The organism is Sandarakinorhabdus sp., from assembly GCF_032115815.1.
Classification (GTDB): domain Bacteria; phylum Pseudomonadota; class Alphaproteobacteria; order Sphingomonadales; family Sphingomonadaceae; genus Sandarakinorhabdus.
The window spans coordinates 1-15,557 of the sequence record NZ_JAUMBI010000216.1 but is presented as its reverse complement, the minus strand read 5'-3'; the positions used below and the strand labels follow the sequence as shown (position 1 = coordinate 15,557).

The following is a 15,557-nucleotide window of genomic DNA, read 5'->3' as shown; positions in this document are numbered from 1 at the left end:
GGTGTAAATCGCGCCCAGAAACAGCCATGAGCCGTGTTTGCGCGACACCAGATTGGTGTGCTTGCCCTGCCAGCCCAGCCCGGCGGCGGCGGCCAGCGGCTTTTCCATCACCGGGGCGGTATCGACGAACACCTTCAGTTCGCCGCCACCCTCCGCCACCAGCCAGCGCGCCAGCGTCTTCAACCGCTTCTTGATCAGATCATGATAATCGCGGTTCCAGGCATAGACAGAGATCACGCCCGTATCGCCCTCACCCGCCAGCCGCAGCGGATCGAGCGGCGGCGCATAGCTGGTGCCGAGCATGATGACGCTCTTCACATCGGGCCACAGGCCTTTGGGACTGGCGCGCTCCTTGGCGCGTTCCGGCATCCAGATCATGTCGCCGTGGCAGCCATCGGCCAGCCAGGCCTTGAGCCGCGCACCAGCTTCCGGAATCGCATCAGCCGCGGTGATGCCGATATCGGCAAAGCCCAGACGCAGCGCCTCGGCCTTCAGCGCCGCAATCAACTGAGCGTTTTCAGCCAATCGACCACCATCGCCGTCACCCGATCTTCCAGTTCGCCCCAGAACAGCCAGTGCGGCGCGCCCGGCAGTTCCTGATAATCCACCTGGCCAGTGAGATTGCGCGCCGTCGCCCGCGCGATGCCGGGCGTGGTGATCCGATCGTTCAGGCCCACCACCACCAGCGCCGGCTGGTTCAACCGGGCATAATCCACTCGCGTGACGTTGCCGAACAACGGCGGCAACGCCATTTCGGCGAGCACGCGGCCCGAATCCCACACCAGCGCGGCGATTTCCTGTCGCGTCACCTCTTCGGGCACGCCGTTGAAAATGCCCCAGCGCGCGCCGGCTTCGTCACACAGGGTCGGTTGTTCCCACCAGCCCCATTTCAGCACGACACTCTTCAGCGTGCGGAACGGATCAAGGCTGGGGGATTGGCTGTTGGCCGCCGCCGCCGGCGACAGCAGCACCAGGCCGGCATGCGGAATCCGCTGCGCCACCATCTGCGCCAGCAGGCCGCCCATGGAATGGCCCAAAATCACTGGGGGCGCGCCCAGCTTGCCGGCTTCAGCGACCAGATGATCCACATAGGCGGTGATCGACAGCTCCCCAAGGGCCGGTGCCGGTGGCAGGCTCACCGGCCGATCGTGGAACAGGATGCACGGCGCGTGGGTGCGATGGCCGGCTTCCTCCAGCACGGGGCGCAGCCGGTCAAACGTGGCCGGCGTCGACCACATGCCGTGGATGAGGAGAACGGGCGGCTTCAGCACACCACGCCCGTGGAGGCCAGCACGCCCAGCGTGACGATATCCGATGCACTGCTGTTCATCGGCACGATCTGCACGGGTTTGGACATGTTGACCAGCATAGGGCCAACAACGCGCAGATTGGCGACTTCCTTGATCAGCTTGGCGGCGATGTTGGCGCTGTGCAGGCCGGGCATGATCAGCACATTGGCCGGGCCGGAAAGCCGATTGAACGGATATTGCGCCCGCATCGCCGGGTTCAGCGCCACGTCGGCCGACATTTCGCCTTCATATTCAAAGCCGACCTGTTGGTTATCGAGCAACTGCACCGCGCCGCGCACATTGTCGACAAACTCGCCGCGCGGATTGCCGAAATTGCTGTAGCTCAGGAAGGCCACACGCGGTTCCTGGCCCAGCCGGCGCGCCACGGCGGCCGTTTCGATGGCAATGGTAGCCAGCGATTCGGCGGTGGGCCGTTCGGTCACGGTGGTATCGGCCACAAAGATCGTCTGCTGCTTGCCCACCAGCATGTGGATGCCGAACGGGCGGCAGCCGGGTGCCGGATCGATGACCTGGCGCACCTGGCGATAAGTGGTGGCAAAATTGCGGGTGACGCCGGTGAGCATCAGATCGGCTTCACCCATCGCCACCAGCAGCGCGCCGAACACGTTGCGTTCATGGTTCACCATGCGCTGCACGTCGCGGTGCAGCATGCCGCGGCGCTGCAGACGTTCATACAGATATTCGACCATGCGCGGCACCAGCGGCGAGATGGCGCTGTTGTGGATCTCGAAACTGTCGATGTCCTCCACGCCCAGCCGCGCCAGGCCTTCGCGCACCGGCCCCTCGCGGCCGACCAGCACCGGCGTGCCGTAACCGCTGTTCTTCCAGTTCATCGCGGCGCGCAGCACCACATCCTGTTCGGCTTCGGCAAACACCGCCCGGCGCGGGCGGCTCTGGGCGCTTTCGATGGCGCCCTGCAGGATCGACGTGGTGGGGTTCAACCGCCCGCGCAGTTCCTGGCGATAGGCGTCTTCATCAAAGAACGGCTTGCGCGCCGCGCCCGAAGCCATGGCGGCCTTGGCGACGGCGGTGGGGATATGTTCGATCAGGCGCGGATCGAAGGGGGCCGGGATGATATATTCCGGGCCGAAATTGCGCGCCTTGCCGCCATAGGCTGCGGCCACTTCATCCGGCACCGGCATGCGCGCCAGGCTGGCGATGGCGTTGGCGGCGGCCAGCTTCATCTCTTCGTTGATGGCGGTTGCCCGCACATCCAGCGCGCCCCGGAACAGATAGGGGAAGCACAGCACGTTGTTGACCTGGTTGGGATAATCGCTGCGCCCGGTCGCCACGATGGCATCACTGCGCACCTTGTGGACTTCTTCGGGCGTGATTTCCGGATCGGGGTTGGCCATGGCAAAGATGATCGGATTGGGCGCCATGCTGGCGACCATTTCGGGGCTCACGGCACCCTTCTGGGACAGGCCCATGAACACGTCCGCGCCCACCATGGCTTCTTCCAGGGAACGCGCCGGGGTATCGGCGGCATGGGCCGATTTCCACTGGTTCATGCCCTTTTCGCGGCCCTTGTAGATGACACCGCTGGTATCACACATGATGACATGCCTGACGCCATAGAGCTTGATCAGTTCGGTGCAGGCAATCGCGGCCGCCCCGGCGCCGTTCACCACCAGCTTCACGTCTTCCGGCTTGCGCCCTGTCAGGTGCATGGCGTTGATCATGCCGGCGGCCGCCACGATCGCCGTGCCATGCTGATCATCGTGGAAGACCGGAATGTTCATCCGTTCCTTCAGCGTCGTCTCGATGATGAAGCATTCCGGCGCCTTGATATCCTCAAGGTTGATGCCGCCGAACGACGGCTCCAGCAGTTCCACGCAGGCGATGAACTTGTCGACGTCCTCGGTGTTCACTTCCAGATCGATGCTGTCGATATCGGCAAAGCGCTTGAACAGCACCGCCTTGCCTTCCATCACCGGCTTTGATGCCAGCGCGCCCAGATTGCCCAGGCCCAGGATGGCGGTGCCGTTGGAGATGACGGCGACCAGATTGCCCTTGATGGTATAATCATAGGCACTGTCGGGATCGGCGGCGATGGCGCGCACCGGGGCGGCGACACCGGGGGAATAAGCGAGGGACAGATCGCGCTGCGTCGCCATCGGCTTGGACGCGACAATGTCGATCTTCCCGGCCTTGCCCATGCGGTGATAGGCCAGTGCCTCGCGGTCACCAAAATCGTTGTCGTCGATGCTGCTCATGGTTTGTCCTGAAGCCTGGATGCGCCACGGATAGGATTGTGGCAGCAAAGGGGCAAGCGCTTTGGCATGCCCTGTGCCGCTTTCACGCGCCCCTTTGCACCGCAGCGCCTGCGCGCTATCGCTGAAACGTGACCGCCGCCTCCCCCATGATGACCCAATATCTCGGCATAAAGGCCGAGGTGCCGGACGCGCTGCTGTTCTATCGCATGGGCGATTTCTACGAGCTGTTCTTCGAGGATGCGGTTGCAGCCGCCGCCACGCTCGACATCGCGCTGACCAAGCGCGGCGAGCATGGCGGGGAGCCGATCCCGATGTGCGGTGTGCCGGTGCATGCCCATGAAAACTACCTTGCTCGCCTGATCCGCGCCGGGCACCGCGTGGCGATTGCCGAACAGGTGGAAGACCCGGCCGAAGCCAAGAAGCGCGGCAGCAAGTCCGTTGTCGCCCGCGCCATCGTGCGCATCGTCACGCCCGGCACCATCACCGAAACCGCCCTGCTCGAACCCAAGCGCTCCAACTGGCTGGCGGCGCTGGCCGGGACAAGCGATGCCGCCGGCCTGGCCTGGCTCGATCTTTCCACCGGCGCCTTCCACACCCGGGCTGGCAGCGTGGCGGAACTGAAAGGCGAAATCGCCCGCCTCGCGCCGGCGGAACTGCTGGTGCCCGAAGGCCACGCCACCAAGGGCACCACTCGCCCCGCCACAGACTTCTCCTCAGCCCGCGCCGAGGCAACGCTGAAATCCCGCTTCGGTGTCGCCACCCTCGACGGTTGGGGCGATTTTTCTGGGCCCGAACTCGCCGCCGCCGGCGCGCTGCTGGCGTACGTGCAGGAAACCGCCCGGTCAGCTGCACCACTGATCCTGCCGCCGCGCCAGGAATTGCCCGGCAGCCGCATGGCCATTGATGCTGCCACCCGCGCCAGCCTTGAACTGCAACGCTCCTCCTCGCGCCACAGCCTCGAAGCCGCCATCGATCGCACCGTCACCGCCGCCGGCGCGCGCCAACTGGGCCAGGATATCGCCGCGCCGCTCACCGATCCGGCAAGCATCGTGGCCCGGCTCGACCTGGTGGAATGGTTCATCGCCGATCCGCTCACCCGCACCGGCACCCGCGACACGCTGGCCGGCCTGCCCGATATCGCCCGCGCGCTGGCCCGCCTCACCATCGGCCGCTGGAGCCCGCGTGATCTGGGCCAGCTCTCCACCGGTCTCGCCCGCGCGCTCGCCCTGCGTCACGCGCTGACCACCCGCGCTGCTCCAACCGAACTGCTCACCGAAACGCTCAGCCAAATCGGTTCCGGCCTCGGCGCCCTCGTCGAACAACTCGCCCGCACCCTGGTGGACGAACCGCCCATCGAACTCCCTGGCGCCATCCGCCCCGGCTTCGACGCGGCGCTTGATGCGCTGCGCGACACGTCCAAGGATGGCCGCTCCGCCGTTGTCGCACTCGAAACCCGCCTGAAAGCCGAAACCGGCATCACGGCGCTCAAGATCCGCCACAACAATGTGCTCGGCTATCATATCGAAGTCCCCGCTCAGCGCGCCGATCCGTTGCTGCGCGCGGACTCAGGCTTCATCCACCGCCAGACCATGGCCGGCGCGGTTCGCTTCTCCTCCCCCGAACTCGGCGAACTCGGCACCAAAATCGCCCAGGCCGCCGATCACGCGCTGGCCGCCGAAGCCGCGCATCTGGAAGAACTGCGCGAAACGGCACTCAGCCACACCGCCAGTATCGCCGCCACCGCCGCCGCGCTGGCCCGGCTGGACGTTGCTGCCGGGCTGGCCGAACTGGCGGCTTCCGAAAACTGGTGCCGCCCCACGGTAGACGCCAGCACCGCCTTCCATATCGAATCCGGCCGCCACCCGGTGGTCGAACTCGCGGTGCGCAAATCCGGCACCCGTTTCACCCCCAATGATTGCGACCTGTCGGCGGATCGCCGGGTCTGGCTCGTCACCGGCCCCAACATGGCCGGCAAATCCACCTTCCTGCGCCAGAACGCGCTGATCGCCGTGCTCGCGCAGGCCGGCAGCCACGTCCCCGCTGCCGCGGCGCATATCGGCGTGGTCGATCGGCTCTACAGCCGGGTTGGCGCCGCCGATGATCTGGCGGAAGGCCGCTCCACCTTCATGGTCGAAATGGTCGAAACCGCGGCGATCCTCACCGGTGCCACCAACCGCAGCCTTGTCATCCTCGATGAAGTCGGCCGCGGCACCTCCACCTATGATGGCCTCGCCATCGCCTGGGCCGTGCTCGAAGCCGTGCACGACGATCTGCAAAGCCGTTGCCTCTTCGCCACCCACTATCACGAACTCGTGCCGCTCACCGCCAAGCTCGCCAGCCTCGCCAGCGTCACCGTGAAAGTGCGCGAATGGAAAGGCGATCTCGTCTTCCTGCACCAGGTCGCTCCCGGCGCTGCCGACAAAAGCTATGGCCTGGCCGTGGCGCGCCTCGCCGGCGTGCCCGCCCCCGTCCTCGCCCGCGCCCGCGCCGTCCTCACGCGGCTCGAAACCCGCCGCGATCAGACCGGCGGGATTGCGGCCGGGGTGGACAGCCTCCCCCTCTTCGCCGCGCCCGCGACCACCACCACCGACGACCTGCGCGAAAAACTCAGCCAGATCGATCCCGACAACATCACCCCGCGCGAAGCGCTGGACCTGCTGGCGGATCTGAAAGCGCTGGCTGGAAAATCCTGATCAGGTCGGGCTCCACACCCGCACCCAGTCCACGTCCATCGCCACTTCGCCGCGGTTGATCTTGTCCACCGTGGCTTGCGGCAGGCCGAAATAAGGCGCGGTTATGCCGTTGACCTTGTTTGGATAAATGCCACCGATGGCAAAATTCAGGATCAGATACTGCTTCCGGTCAAAGCGCCAAGGGCCATAGCGTTCGACCGTCGCCCGCGTCACCCGGTAATATTCGCGGCCATCAACCGTGAAGATAACCGCTTCTGCGGTGCGTTCAACGGCATAGACATGCCAGCCGGTCACATCCTCGCCTGCGGGCAAGTCAAAGCGCTTGTACAGCGGCGTATCCCCGGAATAGCCGGGGCCGTGGATGGCGGCATTGACCCACGCCTTGTCGCCGACATTTTCCATGATGTCGATTTCGCCGCTGTCGGGCCAGGCGCCATAGCCCAGCAGCCAGAACGCGGGCCAGACGCCGATGGCATCCGGCATGCGGATGCGCGCTTCCACCTTGCCATAGGTCACGTCCACCTTGTCGGCGGTGTTGATGCGGCCCGACACGAAATCCGTCACTCGGCCGCCGGGCGTCACATACCCCCGGCGCGGCACCGGTTTCAGCACCAGCGCGCCGCCATCGGCGCCGGCTGGCATCGCGAAACTGATGGTTTCCGGACTGTCGACATAAGCCTGGACTTCGTTGTTCACCCAGAAGGCCGGCCCTTCGACATTCCATTTGCTGCGGTCCAGCGTGCCGGCATTGAATTCATCGGCAAACACGAGGCGCGGCGCGGGCGGCGGCGTGGGGGTGGGCGTTGGAGCGGGCGTCGGAGCGGGCGCTGGTGCAGCAATCGCGCTGCCGCCACCGGCACCGCCGCAGCCGGAAAGCACCACCAGTGCGGCCACCATCAATCCAGCTCGCCGGCCAATCCGCATGCCACCCCCACGATCAACGCCTGCCGGTGAATCCGGATTGATAACGTTCTCATAGAGCCTAGTGGACTTGGCCAAGCGTGGCAAGCGCGGCAGCAGAGCGCTCAGCCCGGCGGCGAAAGCTGGTCCACGGCCTCCAGCGCCTTGGCGGCATACATCACGCTCGGCCCCGCTCCCATATACACCGCCATGGCCAGCGTTTCGGCCACCTGTTCCCTCGTCGCGCCGGCCTTGATCGCGCCTTCGGCATGATAGGCGATGCAAGGCTCGCAGCGGGTGGCAACGCCGATGGCCAACGCGATCAGTTCCTGGGTGGCGTGATCCAGCGCCGGGCCCGCATGCGCGGCGCGGCTCATGTCGCCAAAGGCCTTCATCACATCGGGGCTTGCCGTGCGCAGGTTCTTCACCGCGCCATTCATTTCGGTGATCATTTGCCGCCAATCGCGCGTGCCCATCGTCGTCGCCTTCCGTTCACGTTGAGGCGCAACGATAGGAGCCCGGCGGGGACCACCCTATCCGGGCAGCCCCCTAATCACGCGTCAGCCCTCGTTCTTCATGTTGGGATCGATGTAGATCGGCGTCCACTTGGTCGGGTCCTTCTTGTTGGCCACAAGAACGCCGATGTTCAGCGAGGACTCCATGCCCGGTTGCAGCAGCGAACCAAACGTAACCGTCTCATATCCGGTCGTCTGGTTCTTCGTGATCGGCGAGCGACCACAGAAAAGGCCGCTGTCGCCCTTGCGAACCGTCACCGCGCCAGCCGAGCTGTCGCCATCCTTCGGCACCGCACTGGCATCCATGCGGATGAAAATCATGTCGCGATTGGCCGGCTTGGCCGGCTGCAGCTGGATCTTAATCTCCACATAGTCGCCCTGCTTGCTGGCAACGCCATTTGCCGCCAGGTCGAGATTGGTCGGGTAAAGCTTCGGGTTGGCCAGCGTCGGCGGTCCGCTGCCCTTGCCATCCCTCGTCACATTGCGAACGATTTCCTGGTCATTGCCGCCCAACTGGGAAATCGACTTGTCACCCAGGATCATCACGACCGGCTTTCCAATCGGATCGCCGCTGCATTTGGCCGTGGGAATTTCCTCGGTCGCACCTGCCACCAGTGATTCAGCCGGAACGATCGGTGGAGCCGCCGCTGCCCCGCCCGCTTTGACTGTATCCGCCCCGCCCTTCTCCCCGCACGCTGCCAGCACCAGCAGCCCGGCTATTATCCCCAAATTGCGCTTCATCGTGCACTCTCCTCTGCTTTCATTGCCCAGTTTCGCTCTGCTGCCATGTCCAGCCCCCAGCGTTCGGTCAGCCGGTCCCCGCCCGTGACCAGCGGCGGCGGTGGCGTGCCGGTGCGGCGGGCAGCAAGAAACTCGCAGAAATCGGCGAGTTCATCGGCCTTCAACGTCGCCCGGTCCTTTGCACAATCACCATTGAGCACCGCCAGTGTCGCCGCATCCGGCCGCCGCGCCGGTGGCCGCAGCAACAGCGCCTTCAACTGCATCAGGCTGAACATCCGCACCTGCGCGCGGCGGCGCACGTTCTGCGGATCGTTGGCGGCCAGCGTGGCGGCCTTGTCCTTGCCGTCGCTCAACCGGGGCAGTGCCTCGTCCGGGCGGCCAGCCTCGATCGAGATGCGGGCCAGCGCCAATTCGTAGGCAACCCGGTCGGTCGTCACCTGCCGGTCCTGCGGGTCCAGCACAGCCAGCCGATCGAGAATGGTCTTCTGTCGCGCCCGCGCTGCCAATGCCTGTTCGGGCGCGCCGGCCAGGCGCTGGGTATCCGCCAGCCAGGCCTCGGTATCAGCCAGGCTCATCAACGTATCGTGATGATCGGGGCGCAGCGCATCGGCCGCGGCAAACGCCTTCAGCGCGCTCAGGAAATGCCCTTGCGCCGCCGCCGTATCGATCCGGGCGCGCAGGGCCAGCGTGCCCAGATTATTCTCGGCATAGCCCACCTCCATCCACCAGTCCGGCTTGCTGCGATCGATGGCGATCAGGCGACTGGCCAGATCACGATAGGCGGCAAAGGCGGTGGCCGCCCGGGTGCGTTCCCCGCCGCGCCAGCTCACCATGCCGGTATAATATTGGCTCTGGGCGTGGGCGAAGATGCGCGCCGGATCGGTTGGCGCCTTGGCCAGCAATTGCGCGGTGGTGCGCATGGCTTCCTCGGTCTGCACCCGCGCCGCCACCAGATCGCCGCGGCTTTCGTCATCTTCGGCAATGGCCAGCAGCAGCTTGGCGCGCTGCTGCAAATCGGCATCGGAAAGGCCCGAAAGATCCTGCCCGCGCCAGCTTTTCGCCACACCGTCATTCACCGCCGTCAGCAGATCAAGCCGCCCGGCCCGCTTCAACTGCGCGCGCAAATCATCAAGCATGTAGTTTGAAAGGGTGCCGGCCCGCACCCGCTGCTTTTCCTCGGCCAGGCGGGCATTCATGTTCTGCACCACCAGCGCCAGCACCACGGCCAGCACCGCAATCGCCAGTGCCGCCGCTCCGGCGATCTGCTGCAGCCGGCGCTGGGCATCGCGCTGCACCAGCACGGCCATCGATACGCCGGCCATCACCGCCACCAGCTTCAACAGCGCCAGCCGTTCGCCCTCGCCGGGCATATCGGCGGCCAGCGGCACCAACGGCCGGCCATCGGCACGTTGCAGCAAGGCCGGCGGAAAACTGGTTTCCGGCGTGCCTTCCAGCAGCAGCGGCAGGATGTGATCATCGCCGTGGGCAGCACGGAACATCGCGATCTCACGCGCTACCCATTCGGATTTGGCTGATGCCGGGCTGCACAGCACCACCAGCCAGGCCGATGCGCCAATGGCCTCGATCACGGCGCTGTCGATATCGGGCGCCACCCGCATTTCATCGATATCGCGGAACACTGGCCGCAAGCGGCGGCCATCATCGGCAAAGGCCGGCCCACCGCCCTGCAGCCGGCGCGGCAGGCGATAGGTTTCCAGCCAGCGCTGAATGCGCTGCGCCGCCGTGAAGTCCCCCCGATTGTACGAGAGGAAGACGGAATAGCGCGGCGTCATGGAAACCATGTCCAAAGTCGCGTGCCCCACATCAGCGAAGTTCAAGCTTAACATTCATTTTCGGAAATCCAAATTTTTGGCGGACCGTCAGCCTGCGCCCTTGACCGCCGCGCCGCCCACCGCCACCACACAGCCATGGCGGGGTGGCAATTCTGGATCGATCGAGGCGGCACATTCACCGATATCGTGGCGCTGCGCCCCGATGGCAGGCTGGAAACGGCCAAGCTGCTCAGCCACGCACCGGAACATTATCCTGATGCGGCGCTGGCCGGGATCGCGCGGTTGCGGGGGGATGATGCCGCGCCAATCCAGGCCGTGCGCATGGGCACGACGGTGGCGACCAACGCGCTGCTGGAACGGCGCGGCCAGCCCACCTGCCTGGCCATCACGCGTGGCCACCGTGATGCGCTGCTGATCGGCCACCAGGCCCGGCCCGATATCTTTGCGCTGGAGATCAGGAAGCCCGCGCCGCTGTATGAAACGGTGGTGGAGATTGACGAACGGGTGACCGCCGAGGGTGAAATCTTGCGCCCGCTGGATGAAGCCAGCACCCGCGCCGCGCTGCAAGGTGCGTTTGACGCCGGGTATCGCAGCCTCGCCGTCGCCTGCCTGCACGGCCACGCCTACCCGGCGCACGAGGCGCGGGTGGCTGCGATGGCGCGGGAAATCGGCTTTACCCAGGTGACGACCAGCCACGACGTGGGCGCCGTGATCCGGCTGGTGCCGCGCGCCAACACCGCCGTGGTGGATGCCTATCTGTCACCCCCCTTGCGCGATTATGTGAACACGGTCGCGGCCGGCCTGCCCGGGGTGAACCTCGCCTTCATGCAGAGCAACGGCGGTCTCGCCCGCGCCGGGCACTTTCATGGCCGCGACGCCATTCTTTCGGGTCCGGCTGGCGGCATTGTCGGCATGGCGGCGGCCGGGCGGAGCGCCGGGGAAGATCGGCTGATCGGCTTCGACATGGGCGGCACCTCCACCGACGTCAGCCTGTTCGACGGCCAGTATGAACGCGCCGAAGAGGTGATCATCGCCGGGGTGCCGATGCGGGTGCCGATGCTGAAGATCGATACGGTGGCGGCCGGTGGCGGATCGATCATCAGCCATGCCGGTGGCCGCCTGAAGGTGGGCCCCGAAAGCGCCGGCGCCGTGCCGGGCCCGGCGGCCTATCGGCGCGGCGGGCCGCTCACCATCACCGATGCCAATGTGATGCTTGGTATCGTGCAGCCCGATCATTTCCCGGCACTGTTCGGCCCGGGCGGTGACCAGCCGCTGGATGCAGACGCCGTGCGCACCGGCTTTTCCCGGTTGGGCGAAGCCATCGCTCAACCGCCTGAGCAGGTTGCGGCCGGCGCGCGCGCGATTGCGACCGAAACCATGGCCCAGGCCATCCGCCGCATCTCCATCGCCCGCGGCCATGATGCAGCGCGCTATACGCTCACCAGCTTCGGCGGTGCCGGCGGCCAGCACGCCTGCGCCATCGCCGACCAGTTGGGCATGACCCGTATCCTGATCCACCCGCTGGCCGGGCTGCTTTCGGCGTTCGGCATCGGCCTCGCGGAAGTGCGGGTGGTGCGGCAGCGCACGCTGAACTGGCCGCTAGGGCCTGACACTGATCTTTCCGGCCCGGCTGCGGAGCTTGCCGAACAGGCCCGCGCCGCACTACTGGCGCAAGGCGAAGCGGCGGCCAGCGTGCTGGTGAAGGCACGGCTGCGCTATGCCGGGTCAGACAGCGGCGTGGACCTGGCGCTTGGCCCGCCGGCGGCCATGGCCAGCGCTTTTGCCGCCGAGCAGGCGCAGCGATTCGGCTTTGCGATATCGGGCGCCGATCTGGTGGTGGATGCGCTGATCGCCGAGGCCATGGGCGCAACACCCGCGCTGCCAGCCGCCGGCAGCACACCGCCAGCCGCCGGCAGCACACCGGCACATATCGCCACCCATCCGGTATTCATCGGACACCGTTGGCAGCGTTGCACCTTCTACAACCGTGCCGGCCTGCCCACCGGCTGGCGCATCGCCGGCCCCGCCGTGATCATCGACAGCGCCGGCACGACATTAGTGGAACCCGGCTGGCAGGCCGAAGTGGACGCCGCCGCCAACCTGGTGCTCACCCGCCTCGCCCCGGCCGCCAGGGCCATTGCGCCCGCCTCGACCGCCGCCCCAGATCCCATCCGCCTCGAACTGTTCGCGAACCGCTTCATGGCCATCGCCGAAGAGATGGGCGAAGCGCTTAAGACCACCGCCTGGTCAGTCAACATCAAGGAAAGGCTGGATTTTTCCTGCGCGCTGTTCGACGCTGAAGGCCATCTGATCGCCAATGCCCCGCACATGCCGGTCCACCTCGGTTCGATGGGTGACAGCGTGCGCACGGTGATGGGCAAATGGGCTGGTTCCGCCCGCGGTATCCACGCCGGCGACACATTCGTGCTCAACAACCCCTTCGCCGGCGGCACCCACCTGCCCGATGTCACTGTTGTTACACCGGTTTTCGTCGATGGCGCCATGCCCGCCTTCTGGGTCGCCGCGCGCGGTCACCAGGCCGATATCGGCGGCATCACACCCGGATCCATGCCGCCCGACAGCCGCCGCATCGATGAAGAAGGCGTGCTGATCGACAATATCCTTTTGATTGATCGAGGAAACTTCCTCGAAGCCGAGATGCTGGCCCTGCTCGGCTCCGGCCCCTGGCCAGCCCGTGACCCGGCCCGTTGCATCGGGGACCTCAAGGCTCAGACCGCCGCCTGCACCCGCGGCGCGCAGGCGCTGCTGGCCTTGTGCCGGGCGGAAAGCGAACCGGTCGTATCCACCTTCATGCGTCACGTGCAGGATAATGCCGAACAGGCTGTTCGTGCAGCAATTTCCCGGCTGAACGACGGCGAGAAGACGGTGGAAATGGACAATGGCGCTTGTATCAAGGTCGCCGTCCGCATCGATCCTTCCAGTCGCAGCGCGACCATCGATTTCACCGGCACTTCCCCGCAGCTCCCAGACAATTTCAACGCCCCCTTCTCGGTGGCGCAAGCAGCCGTCCTCTATGTTTTTAGATGCTTGGCTGGCAATGATCTGCCAATGAATGATGGCTGCATGCGGCCGCTGCGCCTGATTGTGCCCGAAGGTTCGATGCTGCGCCCCCAGGCCCCCGCCGCTGTCGTCGCCGGCAACGTGGAAACCAGCCAGATCATCACCGATGCCCTGTTCGGCGCGCTGGGCGTGCTGGCGGCGTCCGAAGGCACGATGAACAACTTCACGTTCGGCAATGCTGAGCACCAATATTACGAAACCATCTGCGGTGGTGCGGGTGCCGGGAACGGCTTCGCAGGGGCCAGCGCGGTCCAGACGCACATGACCAACAGCCGCCTCACCGATCCGGAAGTGCTCGAATCCCGCTTTCCGGTATTGGTTGAGGAATTCGGCACAAGACATTGTTCTGGAGGGAAAGGTCATTGGCCCGGCGGCGACGGCGTTATCCGCCGCATCCGCTTCTGCCAAGCCATGACCGCCTCCCTGCTCTCCGGCCGCCGCCGAACCCGGCCCTTCGGTCTTGCCGGCGGCAGCGACGCCCTGCCCGGCAGCGCCCGCGTCGAACGCAGCGACGGCCGCGTCGAAACACTTGCCGCCTGCGACCGCGCCGAACTGGCACCAGGCGACATGATCGTGATCGAGACGCCCGGCGGCGGCGGTTACGGCACGTGACAACCCTGCCCAGCCTGTGGCCGCTGGCCGGAATCGCCATTGTCGTCATCGGCTTTGCCTTGCGGGCCAATCCGCTCGGCGTGGTGGTGGCCGCCGCCTTCGGGTCAGGCCTGGGCGCTGGCCTTTCGCTTCCCGAAGTGGTGGCAGCGCTGGGCAAGGCCTTTCACCAAAACCGCTATGTCTCGGTGCCCTGGCTGGCACTGCCGGTAATCGGCCTGATGGAACGCGCCGGATTGCAGGAACAGGCCGCAGCGCTGATTTCCCGAACCAAAGCCGCAACAACTTCACGCATCCTGCTGATCTATCTTGGTTTTCGTCAGATCACCGCAGCGCTTGGCCTCACGCAGATCGCCGGCCATGCCCAGACGGTGCGGCCCCTGCTCGCGCCAATGACTGAAGCCGCCGCTGAACGCGACAACCCGGCGATCACGCTGGACGGACGCAACAAGGTCAAGGCGATGGCGGCTGCGACCGACAATGTCGGCATCTTCTTCGGCGAGGATATCTTCCTCGCCATCGCGTCCATCCTGCTGATCAAGGGCTTCCTCGAAAGCGCCGGCATCATCGTGCAGCCGCTGCAGCTTTCGGTGTGGGCCATCCCCACCGCGCTGGCGGCCTTTGCGGTGCATGGCGGCCGGCTGCTTCGGATGAAGCCATGATCGGCCTTCCCGCGCTTTATACGCTTGCCGGGCTGGTGTTCGGCAGTTGGGCGGTCGCGACCCTGCTCGATCGGCAGCACACGAAGCGCCTGCTCGGCGCCTGCTTCTGGGGTCTGCTTGCCGTGGAGTTTCTCGCAGGTGATGCTTTAGGAGATACAGGCAACGGATTGTTATTGTTGCTACTGGTGGCGCTGGCGCTGCTGGGAGCACCCGGCAAGGGTCAGGCTGCCACGACAACCATTGCCGAACGCCTGGCCAGCGTCACCCGGCACGGCAACCGACTGTTCCTGCCTGCCCTGATCATGCCCGGCGTCGCGCTGGCCGGCACCTTCATCTTCCCGTTGTTGCCCGGGCTTGTCGATCCCAAGCAGGTCACACTCATCAGCCTCGGTCTCGGCGCCCTCATCGCCACTTCCGTCCTGATGCTGTGGCTGCGCCCGCCCTTGGTCGCCCCGATGCAGGAAGGTCGCCGTCTGGCCGAAGGCGTGGGCTGGGCGATGATCCTGCCGCAGCTGCTGGCCAGCCTGGGTGCGCTGTTCACGGTGGCCGGCGTCGGCGAGATCGTCGGCGCTTTGGCCCCGATGGCAATCCCCGAAGGCAGCCGCCTTGCCGCCGTGCTGGCCTTCACCGGTGGTATGGCCATCTTCACCATCATGATGGGCAACGCCTTTGCCGCCTTCCCGGTGATGATGGGCGGTATCGGCCTGCCGGTGCTGGTGTTGGGATTAGGCGGTGATCCGGTGGTGGTGGGTGCCGTTGGCATGCTGGCCGGCTTCTGTGGCACCTTGCTGTCGCCAATGGCGGCCAATTTCAACATCGTGCCGGCCGCGCTACTGAACCTGCCCGACCGCTACGCCGTGATCCGCGCACAATGGCCCACGGCCGTGCTACTCTGGCTGTTCAACACTGCAATGATCTGGGGATTTGCCTTCTGATGAAGCTCGACGCTACTCAAGCTGCCCGCATGGCTGGCATCGCGCTGGGCCATGTGACGCGTGAGTATCCGCACAAGCTGGATCATGTGCTGGCCGGCGATG

At 65.9% G+C, this 15,557-nt stretch carries 11 protein-coding genes; 4 read left to right on the top strand and 7 right to left on the bottom strand.

Annotated features, from left to right (window positions below; genetic code table 11):
* From RT662_RS12525 to RT662_RS12515, 3 genes are all read right to left on the bottom strand, one after another.
* Positions 1 to 525: QueG-associated DUF1730 domain-containing protein (locus RT662_RS12525; protein WP_313671039.1), on the bottom strand; the 525-nt coding region annotated here is incomplete at its 3' end.
* Entirely contained in the window at positions 504 to 1,271 is a 768-nt protein-coding gene (locus RT662_RS12520; protein ID WP_313671038.1) for an alpha/beta hydrolase, read from the bottom strand. The genes RT662_RS12520 and RT662_RS12525, both read right to left, overlap by 22 nt.
* A complete protein-coding gene (locus tag RT662_RS12515; RefSeq protein ID WP_313671037.1) occupies positions 1,265 to 3,526 on the bottom strand; it encodes an NADP-dependent malic enzyme in 2,262 nt (753 codons plus the stop codon). Before RT662_RS12515 ends, RT662_RS12520 begins: the two co-directional genes overlap by 7 nt.
* Before the next feature lie 146 nt (positions 3,527 to 3,672).
* On the opposite strand from RT662_RS12515, the gene mutS reads away from it, so the two are divergent.
* Positions 3,673 to 6,219, top strand: a complete 2,547-nt coding sequence (gene mutS / locus RT662_RS12510) for a DNA mismatch repair protein MutS (protein ID WP_313671041.1) — start codon at positions 3,673 to 3,675, stop codon at positions 6,217 to 6,219.
* Here mutS and RT662_RS12505 read toward each other — a convergent pair whose 3' ends face one another.
* The 4 genes from RT662_RS12505 to RT662_RS12490 all read right to left on the bottom strand — a co-directional run bounded on the left by RT662_RS12505 (position 6,220) and on the right by RT662_RS12490 (position 10,177).
* Positions 6,220 to 7,116: a glycoside hydrolase family 16 protein gene (locus RT662_RS12505; RefSeq protein ID WP_313671036.1), complete on the bottom strand. Its 897-nt coding sequence runs from the start codon at positions 7,114 to 7,116 to the stop codon at positions 6,220 to 6,222.
* 128 nt (positions 7,117 to 7,244) lie between these two features.
* The gene (locus RT662_RS12500) at positions 7,245 to 7,571 is read right to left on the bottom strand and encodes a carboxymuconolactone decarboxylase family protein (RefSeq protein ID WP_313671035.1); all 327 of its coding nucleotides are present in this window, start codon (positions 7,569 to 7,571) and stop codon (positions 7,245 to 7,247) included.
* A 108-nt stretch (positions 7,572 to 7,679) separates the two neighbouring features.
* On the bottom strand, positions 7,680 to 8,375 hold the full coding sequence (locus RT662_RS12495; RefSeq protein ID WP_313671034.1) for a hypothetical protein: 696 nt from the start codon (positions 8,373 to 8,375) through the stop codon (positions 7,680 to 7,682).
* Positions 8,372 to 10,177, bottom strand: coding sequence for a toll/interleukin-1 receptor domain-containing protein (locus RT662_RS12490; RefSeq protein ID WP_313671033.1), 1,806 nt, complete (start codon positions 10,175 to 10,177; stop codon positions 8,372 to 8,374). The genes RT662_RS12495 and RT662_RS12490 overlap by 4 nt, the downstream gene beginning before the upstream one ends.
* 126 nt (positions 10,178 to 10,303) lie before the next feature.
* Between RT662_RS12490 and RT662_RS12485 the strand changes: the two genes are divergently transcribed.
* The 3 genes from RT662_RS12485 to RT662_RS12475 are packed head-to-tail and all read left to right on the top strand — an operon-like array spanning position 10,304 to position 15,455.
* A complete protein-coding gene (locus RT662_RS12485; protein WP_313671032.1) occupies positions 10,304 to 13,861 on the top strand; it encodes a hydantoinase B/oxoprolinase family protein in 3,558 nt (1,185 codons plus the stop codon).
* Positions 13,862 to 13,875: 14 nt separating this feature from the next.
* On the top strand, positions 13,876 to 14,520 hold the full coding sequence (locus RT662_RS12480) for a DUF969 domain-containing protein (RefSeq protein ID WP_313671040.1): 645 nt from the start codon (positions 13,876 to 13,878) through the stop codon (positions 14,518 to 14,520).
* On the top strand, positions 14,517 to 15,455 hold the full coding sequence (locus RT662_RS12475; RefSeq protein WP_313671031.1) for a DUF979 domain-containing protein: 939 nt from the start codon (positions 14,517 to 14,519) through the stop codon (positions 15,453 to 15,455). The genes RT662_RS12480 and RT662_RS12475 overlap by 4 nt, the downstream gene beginning before the upstream one ends.
* Positions 15,456 to 15,557: the final 102 nt, after the last annotated feature.